Below are 17,217 nucleotides of genomic sequence, written 5' to 3'. Positions count from 1 at the left end.
AAATGACCCGCGCGCCCGTGCATAGCAATCCACGATCATGTCAGACACAGATCGTGTTATCGGCATACTGGCTGGCACGCTAACCTGCGCAAACCCGGGCCACGCCCGAAATGCCAAGCAGAAAGACTGACAAATGCCCCATATAGTTACGAAATTCGAGCGAGCCCGCCCCGAAGACGTTGCCGCCTTGGCCAAGTTCGGAAGCGCCACAATCCACGAGGCGCAAGGCCGGTTGGGTGCAATAGACCCCAAGATCAAACCGATCGACCGCAACATGTCGCTTTGCGGTCCGGCCTTCACCGTTCTGGGGGCGCCACGTGACAATCTCATGCTGCAACTCGCCATCCATTTCGCCCAGCCGGGCGACATCATCGTCATGGCCGCTGGCGATCATCTGGAAGCTGGCTGTTTCGGCGACGTTCTGGGCAACGCCTGTGTCGCGAAAGGGATTGCAGGCGTCGTGACCGACGCAAGCGCACGCGACACACAGCACCTGATCGAACTGGGGTTGCCCGTGTTTACCCAAGGCATCTCGATCCGCGGGACTGTCAAGGAAACGCTTGGCGGCACCGGTTGCGATATCGTGTTCGGGGGCGAACTCATCCGTCCGGGCGATATCATCCGCGGCGACGCGGATGGTCTTGTCGTCGTGCGGCGTGAGGATGCGGCCGAGGTTGCCGAAAAGTCTCAGGCCCGCGAAGACGTCGAGAGCGACCTCATCGAGAAGTACAAAGCTGGCCGGACGGTCATCGACCTTTGTGGTCTGGAACCAGTTCTGAAAGCCAAAGGCCTTACCACCGACCTTTGAGCGCTTATTACCATGCTGCGCCGCTCGCCCTCAGGGTGTTGAGCGGCGCAGGATCAGATCAGGCTGGATGACATGACGCTGCGCCGCACCTTCTGCGGGAGCGTCCAACAGATCCAATATCAGGTCAGCGGTCCGTGACCCGATCTGGCCCGCGTGCACATCGATGGTGGTGAGCGGCGGCTCACAGACACGGCCGATCTCATAATTGCCATATCCTGACACCGCCAGATCCTCGGGCACGCGCACGCCGCGCCGCTTGCATTGCGCCAGCGCGCCGAAGGCAACGAGATCAGACACGCACAACAGCCCATCGGTATCGGGATACTGGTCGAGCAAGAGGTCCAGACCGGCGGCCCCTTCGGTCATGCCGACAGGGGCAGAACCCGCAGGAATGAGCCGGGTGGCATCAAGCCCGTGGCGCTCCATCGCCTCGACGAAACCCGCTCGCCGCTGCACCCCGCGCGGATCGTTTGCCGTCTCTCCCCCAAGGAACGCAAGGCGCCTGCGCCCCGTTCTGACCATATGGTCGACGAGACCGGACATCGATGTGCGGTTTGAAAACCCCACCACGTGACCCAGCGGTTGCTCGGGCAGATCCCAGATTTCGACCACCGGGATCTGGACATTCGTCAGCAGAGCCCGCGTCCTCTGTGAATGCTGCGCCCCGGTCAAGACGACCGCTTCGGGTTTGCGCCGGAGCAACTGCACGATCAACCGCTCCTCTTCGGCGGGGTCGTATTCCGTATTGGCGAGCAGGATTTGCAGGTTCTTCTTCTGCAACCGCTTGGTCAAATCACGAACCGTGGCCGAGAAATTGGCGTTTTCGACAGAGGGGACAGTAATCGCGACAAATCCCGTACGGCTTTTCCTCAAGTTCGACGCGGTCGCGTCAAACACATAGCCAAGCTCGTCCGCCTTCGCCAAAATCGCGGCCCGCGTGCGGGCGTTGATACCGGCATCCCCCTTGAAGGCGCGCGACACCGTCATGGCAGACACCCCCAACGCCGCACCGATATCGGCCATCTTGACCTTGCGCTTCACGGATGGCGTCTTCAAAAATCTCTCCTCAGGTGCATTGCGATGCAGGGTCGGGGCCTGCGACATTTGCGATGGATGGTCCACCAAGAGCAAGCCGGGCCGCGATCTGCAGGGCGATGGCCTCAGCAGGCTGATCAATGCTCACTGTGATGCCACGCTCCACCGGGGAGGGGATTTCCAATGTCGCCAACTGACTTTCGAGCAAGGCATTGGGCATGAAATGGTTGGCCCGACCATCGAGGCGCGCTTGGAGGAGCGATTTGCTTCCGTGCAGATAGACAAAAGCCGGGGCGGGCTGGACCGCCGCGCTACGGATCAGATCGCGATACCGGCGCTTGAGCGCCGAACAACCAAGGATCAAGCCCTCGGGGGCCGCGCGCAGTCTACGCCCGCATTCCAAAAGCCATGGCTCCCTATCCGCGTCATCCAGCGGCACCGAATTGCGCATTTTCGAGATATTCGCGGGGGGATGCAGATCGTCACCATCCACATAGGCCAGCCCGGTCACCCGCGCGAGGGCGTCTCCGACGGTGGACTTGCCACAGCCGCAAACGCCCATCAGCACGATATGGCGGGTCTCAGAGAGAGACACTGATGCCCCCATCGACGTAGAGGACGTGGCCGTTGACGAAACTTGAAGCCCCCGAGGACAGGAAGACGCAGGCACCCACCAGTTCCTCGACCTTGCCCCACCGGTGTGCTGGCGTGCGCTTTTCCAACCACGCGGTGAAGTCAGGATCGGCCACCAATGCCGCGTTGAGCGGCGTATCGAAGTAACCCGGTGCGATGGCGTTGCACTGCAACCCGTGCTGCGCCCAATCCGTTGCCATCCCCTTGGTGAGGTTCGCGACCGCGCCTTTCGTTGCTGTATAGGGAGCGATCCCCGGGCGGGCCAAGGCCGACTGAACCGAGCAGATGTTGATGATCTTACCCCGGCCCCGGCCGATCATGAATCGCGCCACTGCCTGCCCGACGTGGAAGACGGAAGCGACGTTTGTCTGCAAGAGTGCCTCAAACCTGTCGGCCGGAAACTCCTCCAGGGGGGATCGGTGCTGCATTCCCGCGTTGTTGACGAGAATATCGATCGCTCCGGTTGAAAGTTCAAAGTCGTCCACTGCTGTACGAACAGCTTCGTGATCCGTGACATCGAAGCAAAGGGCATGCACCTCTGCCTCGGGGCACAGGGCCGAGAGTTCGGCTTTCGCCTTGGCGACCTTGGCCTCGTCGCGCCCGTTCAGCACCACGCTGGCCCCCGCCCGCGCCAACCCGACGGCCAGTGCATAGCCGATCCCCTGAGACGACCCGGTGATCAACGCGCGCTTTCCGGCCAGCCCGAAGGTGTCCTTGAGAAAGTCATTCTGGGTGGTCATCGTTTCTTCCTTTTGGTTGTCGACATTCAAAATCCCCGTCATTATGTTAACGATAACTATTTTGGTCAAGGCGAAGATCGACAGATCTTTTGCACCAGACCATTCAGAAGGAGACTACCCGATGACCAAACCCGTTATCCTGCAAATGGGCGCATATCCTGAATGGGATGAAACGCCTCTGAACGCGGACTACGACGTTCTTCGATACTTCGAATCCTCCGATCCAGCAGGATTTCTGGCGGAACACGGCGCCAGGATTCGCGGCATTGCGACCCGGGGTGAGCTTGGCGCATCCGCCGATCTGATCGCCGCCTGCCCCAATCTGGAGATCGTCTCGATCTATGGCGTCGGGTATGACGCGGTGAACCTCGACGCCTGCCGCGCGCGGGGAATTCATGTCACCAACACACCCGACGTACTCTCGGGGGATGTGGCGGACTTCGCCGTGACAATGATGCTGGCGCAAACCCGCGGGATTGTCGCCGGTGATGCCTGGGTACGGCAAGGGGATTGGTCCGCAAAAGGCGGATTGCCGTTGCAGCGCCGTGCTTTTGGCCGCCGGGCCGGGGTGCTCGGGCTGGGCCGGATAGGATTTGAGGTCGCGAAACGCCTGTCGGGCTTCGGGATGCATATCAGCTATTCCGATGTTTCACCCAAGGACTATGCGCCCGATTGGACCTTCGTCGCATCCCCCGAAGACCTCGCAGAACAGTGCGACTTCCTCTTCGTCGCGGCCGCCGCCTCGGAGAAGACCCGGCATATCGTCAATGCCAAGGTGCTCCAGTCACTCGGGCCGGATGGGATGTTGATCAACGTCTCGCGCGCGTCAAACGTTGACGAAGACGCCCTGATCGCAGCGCTGACCGATGGCACGCTCGGCGCAGCGGCGCTTGACGTATTCGAAGGGGAGCCCGATCTTGATCCCCGCTTTCTGTCCGCTCCCAACCTCCTGCTCCAACCCCACCAGGCATCGGGCACCGTAGAGACCCGCAAGGCCATGGGAGAATTGATGCGCGCGAATTTGGCGGCACATTTCGGCGGCAACGCACCCCTTACTCCGGTCGTTTGAGGTAACCCTATGAAAGCGATAGTCATTCACGGCCCCAAGGACCTCCGCGTCGAGGAGTACGCCTCCATCGAAGGACCACGGCTTGGCTCTGGCGAGGTGCGCCTCAAGATTGCGGCAGGAGGGATCTGCGGATCTGATCTGCACTATTACAACCACGGCGGCTTCGGCACGGTCCGACTGCGCGAAGCAATGGTTCTGGGACATGAAGTATCTGGCCATGTGACAGAGATCGGTGAGGGCGTCAGTGGTTTGACCCTTGGCGATCTGGTGGCGGTGTCGCCGTCCCGTCCTTGTGGGCACTGCGCCTATTGCCACGACGGACTGCCAAATCATTGTGAGAATATGCGGTTCTATGGCTCTGCCATGCCGTTTCCGCATATTCAGGGCGCCTTTCGGCAAGAACTCATCGTGACGGCAACGCAATGCGCCCCCGCCAACGGTTTGACGCCCGGCGAAGCCGCCATGGCCGAGCCGCTCGCGGTCGCTCTGCATGCGGTAGGTCGTGCGGGCCCCCTTCTCGGGAAACGCGTTCTGGTCACCGGTTGCGGCCCCATCGGCCAACTCGCCATTGCCGCCGCACGACTGGCAGGAGCGGCAAGTGTCGTGGCGACGGACCTCTCCGATTTCACGCTGGAAATGGCCCGAAAAATGGGCGCGGATGAGGTGATCAACACGGGCGTAGATCCCGAAGCCCTTGCCGCCTATAGCGTCGGCAAAGGGCATTTTGACGTTCTGTTCGAATGCACTGGGGTCGCCCCCGCGTTGATTCCGGCAATCGACACGATGCGCCCGCGCGGCGTGATCCTGCAACTGGGTTTGGGGGCGGAAATGCCCCTTCCGATGACCAAGATCGCGGCAAAGGAACTCGATTTGCGCGGTTCGTTCAGGTTCCATTCCGAATTCGCGAATGGTGTATTGGCCATGCAGCAAAAGCGCATCGACGTTCGCCCCCTGATCACGCAAGAATTTGCTCTGGAGGATGCTGTAAAGGCGTTTGAGACGGCCTCTGATCGAAGCAAGGCGGTAAAGGCCCAGCTCCGGTTCACATGAGTATATTCGTTACCGATAACGAAACCGGAGGGCGGCTTTGTGCCGCCTCCGGCGTTGTCACCGCGATCATCCCGGCGGGTCGATAAATCCGCCGTCGTCGGTCACATTCTGGGGGCCGAACATGCTCCCTTGAACGTCAGCGCCTGCTTACTCAGTAAGTTGGCGCGCCAACTCAATCAGGTTTTTCTGAACCGCCACGGTCGCCTCCGACAGCGGCAGTTGCGCGGACCAACAGACCGCCATGTTGGTACGCATGTTGGGCTTGTGGATGGGACAAATGCGTGCCTCCGGGATTCTGCGCTGCACGGCCAGGGCCGCTGAAAGCGGTAGGATGGTGTCTCCCAGCCCCTCACTGATCGCATTCGACAAAACCGAAATGGATTCGGTCTGGGCGATCACTTGCGTGGTCATTCCCGCTCGGGCGAGGGTCGTATCAATGACCTGCCGCAATGTGTGAACCTTGCTCGGAAGAATGAGGGGCCGCGCCGCGACATCCGCGAACAGCAAGGCGCGGTCTTCTTCGAATTCTTCGCTGATGGTTACGAAGTGAAGTTCTTCGGTCGAGATCTTCTCAAACGAAAGGCTGGGAATGGCACCCGGATAGAAAATCAGCGCGACATCCATCTTCCCGGTCATGATGAGTTCGCTCATCGTGCCACCGCCGACGTTCTCATTCACATAGAGCATGACGCCCGGATAGCTTTCACGGAGCTTCTTGATGAGTTGCGCGGCCAGAAGAGCACCAAGGCCCAAGGGGGCGAGCCCCACGCGCACGACACCCCGAATGTCTTCGGACGCGGTCTGGATATCCAGTTCGGCCTCTTCCATCTGGCGCAAGATCATTTGCGAATGCCGATAAAGCGCCTTGCCGGCCTCTGTTGGCACGACCCCCCGCTTGGACCGAACCAGCAAGGGTTTACCGTAATGTGATTCGAGCGCCGCGACCTGCTGGCTCAGCGCGGGCTGCGCAATGTGGAGAATGGCCGAGGCGCGGGTGATGCTTCCGATGTCAATGATCTTGACGAACGAATGCAATTTTCTGATGTCCATGGCATTCTCTTCATATTCTTTTCATGTCGTTGAGACGAGTATCCACGCGGCGGCGACGTGATCCGTCGGGATTTTGGGTCGCCTGACATAAGATATTGCAATCACGTCAGAGCAAAGCGGTGTTTTCGCAAACGCCGCAATGGATTTACCTTCCCCTCATCAACAAGGATCAACATGGCCTTGCGCCCCGGGACCACGGCGGCAAAAGAGCCTACACTCGGGGAGTCTAGAATTGTCCATCTTTAAATCACTCGCTCTGGGGACTGCAACACTTGTCGCCACGGCCGGGTTTGCAGCAGCAGAAACCAACTTGCGCCTGTCCGATGTCCTTCCGGAAGGCAACTTCATGGTGGAAAACGCCCGCACGTTTGCCGACGCCGTTTCCGAGGCGACAGATGGCGAAGTTACGATCACCGTCAACGCCGCTGGATCGCTTGGCTTCAAGGGCCCCGACCAACTGGGCGCTGTGCGCGATGGGCTGGTGGATATGGCCGACATCAACATCAGCCAGCAAGTGGGCAGCAACCCGTTGTTCGGCGCGGAAGGTGTTCCGTTCCTCGTCAGCTCGATGGAAGACCTCAAAGCCTATCATGAGGTGCTGCGCCCTGAATTCGAAGCTTTGTTCGAGCAGCACAACCAAAAGCTTCTCTATATGGTGCCCTCCCCTGCGCAATACGTCTACCTGAAGGTTGAGGTAGACAGCATTGACGATTTCGAAGGCATCCCGGTCCGCGGCGCCGACAAGAACACCGTCGACATCATCAGCAGCATCGGCATGGACGGTGTTGTCATGCCATGGGGCGAATTGCTGCCCGCATTGGCCTCTGGCCGTGTTGATGGCGTTGCTACCTCCGCGACATCCGGGGTTGATGGCCGTTTCTGGGAGTTCCTCGATTACATCTATGCCACGAACCACACATGGGGATCGAATGCCGTAACGATCAACATGGACACGTGGAACAGCATTTCCGAGGAAGACCGCGCCGCGATCGAGAACGTGGCCGCCGAACTGGAGCCGAGCTTCTGGGAAGTGTCCCGCGAAAGCGACCTGCAGAGCATTCGCACCATGGAAGCCGAAGGCATGACGATGGTGCCGCTCTCAGACGAGTTGATGGACGAAATCGGCGCTCGCGCCAAAACCGTTCAGGATGCCTTCTTTGAGCGCGTCCCCGCGGCGAAGCCCATTGCGGACGCATTCATCCAATCCAAAACCGACGGCTGAGGTGAGCGATTTGTCCAACGGCTCCATCGACACCCTACCGGAACCACGCGGACCTGCTGCGGCTCTTCAGAGAGCCGCAGATGTCGTTTCGTTGTTCGGGGCGTGGGCAGCAGGACTTTGCATCGTAGGGCTGACACTTCTGGTTCTGACCGACATTCTGCTGGCGTTCTTCAGCAAATATCTCTCCTTCGTCCCTTCGGGGACCGGGGTTGGCTGGGAATACAGCGCCTACCTCATGGGGGCGGCGTTTCTGCTGGGATCGGGAATGACGCTTCGGGCCGGCCTGCAACTGCGGGTCGAATTGATCATGTCGTCTCGCCATGCGCTCCGGGTCCGCGTGTTGGAGATCTTCTCCGCCACGCTGGGCTCAATCGTGAGCGGTTCCATGACGATCTGGCTCCTTGAGTTCACCCTGCGCACCCATCGCTATGGCGAAGTCTCTCAGGAAAGCTTCACGCCCCTCTGGATCCCGCAAGCCGTCCTGACCCTCGGGGCCGGTGTGCTTGCATTCCAGATGATCGCACGCCTGATCAGCGCAATCGCAGGCCACCCGCTCAACGATCCAAAGCTCGGCGCCGCCAGCGCGATCGAGTAACCCGCAGCGACCCGATGTGGTTTAAACGCTACTAGAATCTAAGGAAAACAACACATGGGAGCAATTGTCTCCGGTCTCTTCGGGTTGCTGTTCGGGACTTTGGCCGCTGGCGCGTGGATTGGCATCGCCCTGTTGTCCACCGCCATCGGCCTGACGTTCCTCTTTACGTCCATTCCGATCGACCGCCTGTTTCCACAGTACATCTTCAACATCCTGACCACGCCCGATCTCGTGGCGCTTCCGCTGTTCATCCTGATGGGCGAATTCCTGTTCCGCACCAAGATCTCCGAAGCGCTCTTCTCGGGGCTTGCACCTTGGGCGGGCCTGCTGCCGGGGCGCCTTTTGCATGTGAACATCATTGGCTGTTCGATCTTTGCCGCGATCTCGGGTTCCTCCGCAGCGACCACGCAGGTGGTGGGCCGCATGACGCTCAAGGAACTGCTGTCACGCGGGTATTCTCCTGAACTCGCCATCGGCAGCCTTGCGGGCGCGGGCACACTGGGCTTTCTGATCCCGCCTTCGACGGTGATGATCATGTATGGCGTACTCGCCAATGAATCCGTTCTCCGGCTCTTTACCGCTGGCTTCCTTCCAGGGCTGTTGCTCGCGTCGACCTTTGGGGCCTACATCATGATCCGGAGCGCCATGAAGCCCAGCCTCATCCCTGAGGGTGAGCGCGCGCTGCGCCACATGCCTTTGCGTGCCCGTATCGAAGCGCTGCGCGATCTGGCCCCGGCGCTGTTCTTGATCCTTTGCGTGCTCGGCTCCATGTACGGCGGCATCGCCACCCCGTCCGAAGCTGCTGCGCTCGGCGTCGTCGGGGCTTTCTTCGTGGCGTTGCACCAACGGTGTCTGTCGCTTCGGGTGCTACGCGATATCGTCCTTGGCGCCGTGCAAACCTGTTCGGTCATGGGGATCATCATTCTGGGCGCCTCTGTGTTGGGTAATGTGACCTCTACGCTGGGCATCCCGGCGGCGGTCGCCAATTTCGTCACTGCGCTGGATCTGTCGCCGATCTTGCTGATCCTCGCACTGATCGGGCTCTACCTGATACTGGGAACGGCATTGGAGGGGTTCTCGATGATCGCCACCACCCTCCCGGTGGTTTTGCCCCTCGTCGAAGCGGCCGGTTTCGACAAGGTCTGGTTCGGAATCTTCATGGTGCTGGTTGTCGAAATGGCACAAATCACCCCGCCGGTGGCCTTCAACTTCGCGGTCATCCAAAACATCACCGGGCGCAGCACGGGCTATATCGCGCGGGTCACTTTCCCCTTTCTGGTCATCATGATCCTCTTCGTGATCCTGCTCGCAGTCTTTCCGCAGATCGTGACCATCTTGCCCGATATGCTCCTCGGCTGATCATCTCGCCGGAGATATGACACTCGGGGGAGAGCACTGTTTCTCCCCGCCTCATAGGCGCCCCATCCCGGGCGCCTATTTTCTATGTATCGTGACGGGCATCCCAAACCCGGAACGTCACGCCCCCGAAGTGGCCAAGCCCGTAGTTTCACGACGCCCTGAGGCATCCCATTCCGAAATAGAGTGCCGAGTGCGGAACTGGTCAGGGAACCGTTGCGTTCCCTAGCAAGACCCGAGGGTCTGTTCGCGGCGCCTTACATCGCGCGAAGTGTATACGTTCCAGCTCGAGGATGTTCGATATGCCAGACACCGGCAAACTGTACCCCACGACCGCAGACACCCAAAAATCGCCCGATAGCACGACCCATCCCGCCGAAGCGGGCAACGCCGGGGAGTTGCATCAGACCAACCCCGACGCGCCGGTAATGACAACCGCACAAGGGGTACCCGTTTCGGACGATCAGAACACCCTTCGCGGCGGCGAACGCGGCCCAGCGCTTATGGAAGACTTCCATTTTCGCGAGAAGATCTTTCATTTCGACCATGAGAGGATCCCCGAGCGGGTCGTTCATGCCCGAGGGTATGGTGCCCACGGCTATTTCGAATGTACCGAAGCGATCCCCGAGTTGACCCGCGCCGGACTTTTTCAGGAAGCGGGCAAGAAAACCCCTGCCTTCGTGCGGTTTTCCACCGTGGCGGGCAACAAGGGTTCCTTCGACGTGGCCCGCGATGTCCGCGGCTTCGCCGTCAAACTGTATACAGAAGAGGGCAACTGGGATCTGGTTGGCAACAACATCCCCGTTTTCTTTATCCAAGACCCGATCAAGTTTCCCGATCTCGTCCATTCTGTGAAGGCCGCCCCCGACCGCGGCTTTCCGCAAGCCCAATCCGCGCATGACAATTTCTGGGATTTCATATCCCTGATGCCCGAGTCGATGCACATGATCATGTGGACCATGTCTGACCGGGCGATCCCGCGGTCCTTCCGGTTCATGGAAGGTTTCGGTGTCCACACCTTCCGCTTCGTCAACGAGCGGGGCGAAAGCCACTTCGTGAAGTTCCATTGGAAGCCGAAGCTTGGCCTTCAATCCGTCGTTTGGGACGAAGCGGTCAAGATCAACGGTGCCGATCCCGATTTCCACCGCCGTGATCTGTGGGATGCGATCCGCGCCGGGGACTTCCCCGAGTGGGAGCTTGGTATTCAGGTCTTCGACGACGAGTTTGCCGACAAGTTCGATTTCGATGTGCTAGATGCCACCAAGCTGATCCCCGAAGAAGAATGCCCGATCCGCGTTGTGGGTCGTTTGGTGTTGGACCGCACGGTCGACAACTTCTTTGCCGAGACGGAGCAGGTTGCCTTCTGTACGCAGAACATCGTGCCGGGCATCGACTTCACCAACGACCCACTGCTTCAGGGGCGCAACTTTTCCTACCTTGATACCCAAACCAAGCGCTTGGGCGGGCCGAACTTCACCCATATCCCGATCAACGCACCGAAATGCCCCTTCCACCACTTCCAGCAGGATGGGCATATGGCGATGCACAATCCGACCGGACGGGCGAACTATGAGCCCAACAGTTGGTCGCAAGGCGGGCCCCGGCCCGATCCGGAGAAGGGGTTAAGAAGCTATGGCGAAGAGCTTGAAGGCACCAAGCGACGGCTGCGCCCGGAAAGCTTTGCCGATCACTACAGCCAGGCCCGGCAATTCTATCTCAGCCAGACCCCGATCGAACAGGATCACATTGCCAACGGCCTCACCTTCGAGCTTTCGAAATGCGTGGTCGAAGACATCCGCCTGCGCGTTCTGGGACACCTGCGGGTGATCGACGAGGATCTTGCCTCGAAGGTTGCCGATGGGCTGGGACATGACCTGCCTGAACCGGCCAAGCCCGCGCGCGAACCGGTAGACCTCAAGACCTCCGACAAACTGTCGATCCTCAAGAATGGTCCTGACAGCTTCAAGGGCCGTAAACTTGGCATTCTGGTCACCGATGGCATGGACAAGACGGTCTATGACGCACTGGTCAAAGCCGTGGAGGCCGAAGGCGGCATGGTCGAAGTGGTTGCCCCCAAGGTCGGCGGCGTCACCACATCGAGCGGCGAGAAGCTGAAGGCAAACCAGAAGATCGACGGTGGTCCTTCGGTTCTCTACGACGCGGTTGCGCTGGTGGTCAGCGAAGAGGGTGCCAAGCAATTGGCGGAGATGCTGCCCGGCAAGCAATTCGTCGCGGACGCCTTTGGCCACGGCAAATTCATTGCCAGCACCCCCGAAGCGGCCCCCTTGTTTGACGCCTCGGGCGTGAACGAGACGGACGACGGGATGATGACCCTGAAGGCTGCGAGCGACGCGCCAGCCTTCATCAAGGTGTGCCGCGCTGTCCGCTTTTGGGATCGGATGGCCTGAGCCAGACCTGACCGGTGAAACCAGGGCCCGCAGCCAAAAAGCTGCGGGCCTTGACGTGTCCGGCAGTGGCTCACCGAGAGAAGAGCCGTGCCCTAGCCTTGCCGCAAGACCTCTTAGCCTGCGGATACGATTCCCCGTATTGTCATGAATTTGTTACATTTTTCGGAGCTTTAATCCGCTTACACGTTAGTAAATCCTGCCAGCTTCACCCATAGGGGCGGGTGTCTGGATTAAAAAGCAGTCATCTTTGGTCTTGATGGCCAAAGAGAGCAACAAGAATTTGACCAACTGGTTCAACCCACGCATTCTGCGCGGAATCATAAGCACGACAGAGAGGCCACCATGACCAGAACCATCCTGCTGACCGGCACCCTGCTGGCAGGTCTGACAACAGTCGCGCAGGCGGATACGCTGCGCCTGCTGACATGGGGCGGATATGCGCCCGATGACGTGATCGAACTGTTCGAGGAACAGACCGGCCACACCGTCGAAGTCACCAAATCCAACAATGAGGAAATGATCGCAAAACTGCGTGCCACGGGCGGCGGGGGCTTTGACTTGGCACAGCCGAGCCAAGACCGCATCATGGGCCCGCAGATGGAATTCGGCATCTACAAGCCGATCGACGTCTCTAAACTGGATCAGGACCTGTTCATCCCCTCCATGCTGGACGCCACCATGGCAAACACCACCGTCAACGGCGACGTCTATGGCGTGCCGCATGTCTGGGGCACATCCGGTCTGGTCATGAACACCGCGGAGGCTGGCGACATCGTGAAGGATTACACCGACCTCTGCGACCCAGCGGTCGCTGGCAAGGTCTCCTACCGGTTGAAGCGCCCGACGCTGATCGGTTTTGCCTTTTCCATGGGTGAGGATCCTTTTGCTGCCTATGACGACGAGGCAAAGTACACCGAGATCATGGAGAAGGTCGAAGCCAAGTTGATCGAGTGCAAGGCCAACGTCAAAACCTATTGGGGCGGCGGCGATGAGTTGATGAACCTCGTACGCTCGGGTGAAGTCACGGCCTCCATGGCTTGGGATACCGGTGGCTGGAAGCTGAACGACGACAATTCGGACATCACCTTCGTGGCACCAGCCTCCGGAGCTCTAGGCTGGATCGACACCTTCGTTCTTCCCGCCAAGGGTCAGGCGGATGACGTCGCCTATGAGTGGATCAACTTTGTCATGCAGCCTGAGATCGCGGCCAAGATCACCGCAGCGGCCGGTAATTTCACGGCCTCAGCAGGCGCCGACGAGTTTGCCGAAGACGCGCTGAAGGCAAAGTATCAAGCCAGCTTCCCGCAAGAGGCCATCGACAACATCAAATGGTATCCGCCGGTTCCCGCAGGTCTGGAAATCATCGAAGGTGACGTACTGGACCGTGTTCAGGCCGCCAACTGAGACATTGATACATGCGGCATCCGATAACCGGGTGCCGCCCATAGAACGGACCCCGCATGGCACCTGATCTTGAATGCGTCGATCTTGTGAAGAAGTTCGGCGATACCACCGCCGTCGACAATGTGTCCTTTTCGGTTCCGCCGGGCAGCTTCTTCTCGATCCTCGGCCCATCAGGGTGTGGCAAGACGACGATCATGCGCATGATTGCGGGGTTTCTCGATCCCACCTCCGGGGATATTCGCATCAAGGGCAACTCGGTCCTCAACACGCCACCAAACAAACGCCCGGTCAACATGGTGTTTCAGCACCTTGCGCTGTTCCCGATGATGACGATTGCGGAAAACATCGGTTACGGTCTTCGGCGCAAGAAGATGCCTCAAGCCCAAATCGCCCGCAAGGTGGACGAGGCGCTTGACCGGATCGGCCTGCCGGGCATCGGTAGACGCAAGGTGAACGAGCTTTCGGGCGGCCAGAAACAGCGCGTCGCCATCGCGCGCTGCATGGTGCTGGAGCCCGATGTTCTGCTGCTGGACGAACCCTTGGGCGCACTGGATTTGAAATTGCGCGAACACATGAAAGTCGAGTTGAAAGCGCTTCAGGCGGCCTTTGACACGACCTTCGTCTATATCACGCACGATCAGTCGGAGGCGCTGGTCATGTCCGACCAGATCGCCGTGATGAATGCTGGCCGGTTCGAGCAGGTCGGGAACGGGCAGGATCTGTATTACCGCCCCGATACCCCCTTCGTAGCGGGGTTCATCGGCGATGCGAACCGCTGGACAGGCCGGATCGAGCGCGCCGAAGGCAAGGCGCTTCAACTGCGCACCAGCACTGGCCTCGCGATCCGCGCAACTGCCACGGATGCGCTGGCCGAAGGGGACATTGCTGAACTCTTCGTCCGCCCCGAGGCGATCCGTCTGGCGGGGAATTCCGGTGATCTCGGTGATTTCGAAAACCGCTTGCAGGGCACGGTCACCAGCATCTTGTTCAACGGCGCAGCCTCGCGCGTTCTGGTTCAGGATGAGGCGGGCGAGACCCTCGAAGTTACCCTGCCTCAATCCGGGGAATTTTCCTCTCTGCAACGGGGCGATAGGGTCCACATCGGCTGGGGTGCGGCACAGGCAAGTTGCTTCAAAGGAGCGGCCTGATGCGCGCTCAGGCGAGGATCGGGTTCATCCTGTTGTTGATGCCGCTGATCCTGTGGCTCGGCCTGCTGATCATCATTCCGCATATCGACATGTTCCTGATCTCAATACGGGAACGCATCAGTTTCGGTGTCTATGAAACCAGCCTCACGCATTACCAAAAGGCACTGACCGAACCTCTCTACCTGCGCACCTTCTGGCGCACTGCGGTCATGTCAGTTCTTGCCACCGTGATCACGTTGCTGATCGCTTTCCCGGTGGCCTACTACATCGCCAAGATGGCAAGGGGACGTCTGCAGCAGGTGCTCTTTCTGCTCTGCCTCATCCCGTTCTACGTCTCCGAACTGGTGCGCACCTTCGGGTGGATGATCCTGCTGCGGGAAACCGGAATTATCTCCCACCTGCTGCAATGGGCCGGTCTTGCCGATCAACCGGTTGAGATGCTCTATAACGACGCTGCGATGATGGTTGGCCTTGTCTACACGTCCATGCTGTTCATGGTGGTGCCTCTGGTCACAACGCTCGAGAGCCTCGACGATAGCGTGGTGGAGGCAGGCTATGACCTTGGCGGAACCGGTCTTTCGGTCCTGCGAGAGATTATCATCCCCCATGCCATGCCGGGTATCGTATCAGGCTGTATCGTGGTTTTCATGCTGTCGCTCGGAAACTACCTGACGCCGACCATGCTGGGCGGCAAGGACAGCCTGTGGTTCACTGAGATGATCTACAATCAGTTCATCGTCAGGTCCAATTGGGAATTGGGCGCGGCCTTTGGCTTCATGTTGCTCGTTTTGTCGTCCGTGATCGTCTGGGGCATGCTGCGCCTCACCGGACGCACGCTGCAAGAAACGTTGGGATAGACCATGATTCCCACCATTCCCCGCTCGCGCAGTTTTCGCCTGATCTACGGCACCTACGTGCTGCTGTTCTTTCTCTACCTTGTCCTGCCCTTGGCGGTGGTTGCCACCTTTGCTTTCAACAACAGCCAGTTTCCCTCCCTTCCTTGGGAAGGGTTTACGTGGAACTGGTTTTTCGGCGAAGAGCGCCCTCAGATCGGCGTGTTTCACGAACGCGGCATCCTGCGCGCCGTGGGCACATCGGCCTTTGTCGCGCTCTGCGTGGCGACGCTGTCGGTTTGCGTGGGCACCACAAACGCCTTTCTCTTCAATCGGTACGAGTTTCGAGGCAAGGGGCTGCTATACGTTCTGATGCTTCTACCCTTGGTAATCCCCGGAATCGTGTTGGGCATTTCTGTTCTCGTATTTTCCTCAACGCTGGCAAACGGTCTGTGGGACTTGGCGCAAATCGACCTGCAATTCCTGCGCCCCGGCCTTCTACTCGTCATCCTTGGACAGTTCAGCTTCATCACCACGATCGCGACCTTGGTAATCTCCGCTCGTTTGCAGAAGTTCGATCGCACTCTTGAAGAGGCGGCTCTGAACCTTGGCGCGACGCAACTCGTCGCAGTCCGCACAGTGACCCTGCCATTCCTTGCACCTGCGCTGATCGGAGCAATTGTCGTCGCTTTTCTCATGAGTTTTGAGAACTTCAACACGACGCTGATGCTTGTGGGTTCAGACGCCCCGCTGACCATCGCGATGTTCGACCGCCTGAAAGAAGGCTCTACCCCTTTGCTCAACGCAGTCTCCCTACTCCTGATGCTCGGCTCATCGCTGCTTGCGCTTGGACTGATCTTGTTCCAGCGGGGGCGCTGATCTCCCCTTCGTCTGCGGTTGCTTGACCGAAAGTTTAGGGTGGGCAAACGAGTGCTTGTTCCCCGCGCTTCAATTTCCCCCGGGAGGACACCTTGATGACCGGTACGACCGAGGGAGATCTTGTCGAATGCGCCCTTGAATGGTGAGCGAGACGCGAATTTCAGCGTCGCAGAAGCTTGGACGGCTGCCTCATGCACGAGGGCCGTCGAAAGCCTGAGCATACCGGCGTTGTTGCACAAAGGCGCCGCTATGGCGCAGACCTCAAAACCCTTGATAACGAGGACTGTGAGTGCGAGCGCGGAGAAGATGGCCTTCGTGGCTCAGCGTGTTGCCACCCGCCGCCAGTCCTTCAATCTACCAAACACGATCTCGATCTCGTTGCGGCGCTTGTATCGGCGTTTGTCATAACTGAACGTGGTTCTGCGCGGCTTCTGCTCGGGGAAAAATGCCTGTATCCCCTCGTCTTTCAACGCTTCTTGAAAACACGCCGCATCGTAGCCTTGGTTTCCAAGAAAGCCATCCAACGTTTGGCAAGCAACATACCAGGGCGGGTGAACCGATGTAATTGTTGACTTGCCCTACCATGCGAACAGGTTCAGGGGTCGGTCCTAACTGTCACAGATCGCGCCGCTTCGGGGTCATTCCGATCCTGGCCTTACCGATCAGACGGCCCCGCCCATCTTTTCAACACCCAAACTAGACGCTGCGCGGTGCGGTTTCAGGTAGGTCGCGCGATCATCACGATCTGGTTCTCGCCATGACCAGCGGCCAAACCCGCCAACATAGTGGCGAAAAACAGCTTCCGTGTCGTTTGTACGAACGTAGAAGCAGGCGTCGAGTCCACCAAAAAATTCTACCGGTCAGAGCATCTCCAGCAGCAGGAGGCCCGGTGACCGGAGCTGCATTTTCAGGTGCTTTTCTGTCGTGCCGCAACGGCAAATGAATAAAATACTCGCAAAATTGTTACAACCCGATGAGAGTAGACCC

15 protein-coding genes and 1 pseudogene are annotated in these 17,217 nt (G+C 59.2%); 11 read left to right on the top strand and 5 right to left on the bottom strand.

Annotated elements, in window-relative coordinates:
* Window positions 1–133 precede the first annotated feature (133 nt).
* On the top strand, window positions 134–808 hold the full coding sequence (locus BM234_RS14180) for a 4-carboxy-4-hydroxy-2-oxoadipate aldolase/oxaloacetate decarboxylase (RefSeq protein ID WP_092066137.1): 675 nt from the start codon (window positions 134–136) through the stop codon (window positions 806–808).
* Between the two features lie 30 nt (window positions 809–838).
* On the opposite strand, the gene BM234_RS14175 is transcribed toward BM234_RS14180, so the two are convergent.
* From BM234_RS14175 to BM234_RS14165, 3 genes are read right to left on the bottom strand one after another with little or no spacing between them, the layout of a single operon-like run.
* Window positions 839–1,864: a substrate-binding domain-containing protein gene (locus tag BM234_RS14175; RefSeq protein WP_245752664.1), complete on the bottom strand. Its 1,026-nt coding sequence runs from the start codon at window positions 1,862–1,864 to the stop codon at window positions 839–841.
* Between the two features lie 10 nt (window positions 1,865–1,874).
* Entirely contained in the window at window positions 1,875–2,438 is a 564-nt protein-coding gene (locus BM234_RS14170) for a gluconokinase (protein WP_245752663.1), read from the bottom strand.
* Window positions 2,425–3,216: an SDR family oxidoreductase gene (locus BM234_RS14165; RefSeq protein ID WP_092066669.1), complete on the bottom strand. Its 792-nt coding sequence runs from the start codon at window positions 3,214–3,216 to the stop codon at window positions 2,425–2,427. Before BM234_RS14165 ends, BM234_RS14170 begins: the two co-directional genes overlap by 14 nt.
* A 121-nt stretch (window positions 3,217–3,337) precedes the next feature.
* On the opposite strand from BM234_RS14165, the gene BM234_RS14160 reads away from it, so the two are divergent.
* Window positions 3,338–4,285 (top strand): 2-hydroxyacid dehydrogenase, encoded by a 948-nt coding sequence (locus tag BM234_RS14160; RefSeq protein WP_092066135.1) that lies wholly within the window; start codon window positions 3,338–3,340, stop codon window positions 4,283–4,285.
* 9 nt (window positions 4,286–4,294) lie between these two features.
* Complete coding sequence (locus tag BM234_RS14155; protein ID WP_092066133.1) at window positions 4,295–5,335, top strand: L-idonate 5-dehydrogenase; 1,041 nt, start codon at window positions 4,295–4,297, stop codon at window positions 5,333–5,335.
* A 147-nt stretch (window positions 5,336–5,482) separates the two neighbouring features.
* Here the strand turns inward: BM234_RS14155 and BM234_RS14150 are convergent, their stop codons facing one another.
* Window positions 5,483–6,385, bottom strand: coding sequence for a LysR substrate-binding domain-containing protein (locus BM234_RS14150; protein WP_092066131.1), 903 nt, complete (start codon window positions 6,383–6,385; stop codon window positions 5,483–5,485).
* A gap of 232 nt (window positions 6,386–6,617) precedes the next feature.
* Between BM234_RS14150 and BM234_RS14145 the strand changes: the two genes are divergently transcribed.
* The 8 genes from BM234_RS14145 to BM234_RS14110 all read left to right on the top strand — a co-directional run bounded on the left by BM234_RS14145 (window position 6,618) and on the right by BM234_RS14110 (window position 16,230).
* Complete coding sequence (locus tag BM234_RS14145; RefSeq protein WP_092066129.1) at window positions 6,618–7,607, top strand: TRAP transporter substrate-binding protein; 990 nt, start codon at window positions 6,618–6,620, stop codon at window positions 7,605–7,607.
* Window positions 7,608–7,617: 10 nt separating this feature from the next.
* Window positions 7,618–8,202: a TRAP transporter small permease subunit gene (locus tag BM234_RS14140; RefSeq protein WP_245752662.1), complete on the top strand. Its 585-nt coding sequence runs from the start codon at window positions 7,618–7,620 to the stop codon at window positions 8,200–8,202.
* A gap of 54 nt (window positions 8,203–8,256) precedes the next feature.
* Window positions 8,257–9,561 carry a TRAP transporter large permease gene (locus tag BM234_RS14135; protein ID WP_092066125.1) on the top strand — a complete coding sequence of 435 codons (1,305 nt, stop codon included), beginning with the start codon at window positions 8,257–8,259 and terminating at the stop codon, window positions 9,559–9,561.
* A 299-nt stretch (window positions 9,562–9,860) separates the two neighbouring features.
* A complete protein-coding gene (locus BM234_RS14130) occupies window positions 9,861–11,966 on the top strand; it encodes a catalase (protein ID WP_092066123.1) in 2,106 nt (701 codons plus the stop codon).
* A 342-nt stretch (window positions 11,967–12,308) separates the two neighbouring features.
* Window positions 12,309–13,370 (top strand): extracellular solute-binding protein, encoded by a 1,062-nt coding sequence (locus BM234_RS14125; RefSeq protein WP_092066121.1) that lies wholly within the window; start codon window positions 12,309–12,311, stop codon window positions 13,368–13,370.
* Window positions 13,371–13,426: 56 nt separating this feature from the next.
* A complete protein-coding gene (locus tag BM234_RS14120; protein WP_092066119.1) occupies window positions 13,427–14,518 on the top strand; it encodes an ABC transporter ATP-binding protein in 1,092 nt (363 codons plus the stop codon).
* Window positions 14,518–15,375, top strand: a complete 858-nt coding sequence (locus tag BM234_RS14115; RefSeq protein WP_092066117.1) for an ABC transporter permease — start codon at window positions 14,518–14,520, stop codon at window positions 15,373–15,375. Before BM234_RS14120 ends, BM234_RS14115 begins: the two co-directional genes overlap by 1 nt.
* Before the next feature lie 3 nt (window positions 15,376–15,378).
* Window positions 15,379–16,230: an ABC transporter permease gene (locus BM234_RS14110; RefSeq protein WP_092066115.1), complete on the top strand. Its 852-nt coding sequence runs from the start codon at window positions 15,379–15,381 to the stop codon at window positions 16,228–16,230.
* 323 nt (window positions 16,231–16,553) lie between these two features.
* Here BM234_RS14110 and BM234_RS17665 read toward each other — a convergent pair.
* Window positions 16,554–17,056, bottom strand: a pseudogene (locus tag BM234_RS17665) (transposase family protein); the annotation flags it as partial.
* Window positions 17,057–17,217: the final 161 nt, after the last annotated feature.

Origin of the sequence: Poseidonocella pacifica (assembly GCF_900111875.1) — a bacterium.
GTDB lineage: Bacteria > Pseudomonadota > Alphaproteobacteria > Rhodobacterales > Rhodobacteraceae > Poseidonocella > Poseidonocella pacifica.
The sequence above is the reverse complement of the archived record's forward strand: the minus strand, read 5'-3'. Positions and strand labels throughout refer to the sequence as shown.